This is a genomic window from Flavobacteriales bacterium (assembly GCA_013214975.1).
Classification (GTDB): Bacteria; Bacteroidota; Bacteroidia; order DT-38; family DT-38; genus DT-38.
Window position 1 is genome coordinate 1 of the sequence record JABSPR010000218.1, and the last position, 1,780, is coordinate 1,780.

The window sequence follows — 1,780 nt, forward strand, 5'->3', positions numbered from 1 at the left end:
AGTTATGTTTTGATCTTATTGCTCAAGAATTGACCGCAAACAACAGGAGCAAGGTTATGACTTTAGCGCAGAGACTAAAAACAGAAGGGTTTGACGAAGGGATTGAGAAAGGAATGCACGATGCAGCGTTGGGAATGTTGAGACAAGATATAGATCTTGAGATTATTAGCAAAGCCACTAATTTGACAGTGGAACAAATTAACGACATCTGAAGTGGACCCCTTTGTTAGGACAGTAAATCATTCAATAAGAGAACAAACCCTCGTTGTTAATAAACCTATCTTTTAGTACATTTACTGTATAAACACCTCTTTGGGAGTTTTATAATCTAATGACTGATGTAGCCTCTGATTATTATAAAATTCAAAGTATCTATGTAAATTATCCTTAGCATCATGCATGCTCTGAAAGTTCATTAGGTATACGCATTCTTGTTTTACTGAACGCCACAGTCTCTCTACAAATACGTTATCTAAACATCTTCCTCTGCCATCCATGCTAATTGAGATCTCATGGTTTTGCAATACCTGGGTGAATGATTTTGAAGTAAATTGCGAGCCTTGATCTGTATTAAAAATTTCACATTTATTGTTATTCAATACTTCAACTAAAGTTTCTATACAAAAATCAGCGTCTAAACTATTGCTCAATCTCCACCCTAAGACATAGCGACTAAACCAATCTATAATAGCAACCAAATAAGCAAAGCCATTATTTATCCGTATGTAGGTAATATCAGTTGAATAAACCTGATGAACTTTAGTGATCGCAACATTCCTTAATAGATAAGGATAAATTTTATGCTCCTTATTAAACTTTGTAGTCTTTGGCCCTGGATATATAGCTTCAATCCCCATTTCTTTATACAACCTGCGAGTCTTTTTCCTATTTATCAAAAAACCTTCTCTTTGTAATAATGCAGTCATTCTTCTTGTTCCATAAAATGGATATTGTGTATACAGCTCATCAATTTTATTCATAATAACCAACGTTATTGAATTAATAGGCTTAGGTTTGTAATAATAAGCACTACTACTTAAACCTATTAATTCACATTGTCTAGAAACACTAATTGACTGATTTGACTTATCAATCAATTGTTTCTTTTGATCAATCGAATAATTCAGACTTTTTTTTAAGCCAATCTCTTTCAACTGTTAACTGACCAATTTGTTTATATAATTCATCAATTAAGTTGTCTTTTTCAGTATCAGTTTTCGCTGGTGTCTGGCTGAAAACACTCGCCATACCTTCCTTTAGAAGCTTCTTCCACTTATTTATCTGGGTAGAATGAACTGAATATTTAGACGATATTTGGGCGTAGGTAAGCTCTCCTTTTAAAGCTTCTAAAGCTATTTTGGCCTTATCATTGGATGTGTATTTTCTGTTCTTAGTTGACATTATTTTTCCTCTTTTTTATGAGGGATTATATCTCTTTTCAACTAATTTTCTGTCCTAAATATGGGGTCCATTATACTGTTCGTTTATTTTGAAGGCTATTTTCATAATTTTTCACACAATCCGTGTGGTTAGAGAAAGGAGCGTCCGTGCTCAGCACGTTCATCCATGGGGTTTATATATTCTAGCAGAGCCAGCGGGGCACGCAAAGATTACTGGTGTGCAGGAAGGCAGAAGGGCAAATATCTTTCAAAAGACCAGGCTTTGTATTCAAGAATAGAGCTTTTTGTACTTTTGTGGTACAATAACTCAATTATTGTTTTTTTGAGTTTGCTATGGGTTTTGAAGAAAAATTTTTGCATGGGTATACAAAACATACTTC

At 34.0% G+C, this 1,780-nt stretch carries 2 protein-coding genes; one reads left to right on the forward strand and one right to left on the reverse strand.

The features are described from left to right. Positions 1 to 56 precede the first annotated feature (56 nt). The gene (locus HRT72_07385) at positions 57 to 212 is read left to right on the forward strand and encodes a hypothetical protein (GenBank protein ID NQY67528.1); all 156 of its coding nucleotides are present in this window, start codon (positions 57 to 59) and stop codon (positions 210 to 212) included. A gap of 81 nt (positions 213 to 293) precedes the next feature. Here HRT72_07385 and HRT72_07390 read toward each other — a convergent pair. Further along, positions 294 to 1,401, reverse strand: a protein-coding gene (locus HRT72_07390; GenBank protein NQY67529.1) for an IS3 family transposase whose coding sequence is annotated in 2 segments (ribosomal slippage) — positions 294 to 1,128 and positions 1,127 to 1,401 — 1,110 coding nt in all. Because the reading frame shifts where the segments join, the coding sequence is not laid out codon by codon here. Positions 1,402 to 1,780: the final 379 nt, after the last annotated feature.

Bases quoted from the DNA above. Each gene is read 5' to 3' on its own strand.
- HRT72_07385 (NQY67528.1), top strand. From the start codon at position 57: ATGACTTTAGCGCAGAGACTAAAAACAGAAGGGTTTGACGAAGGGATT.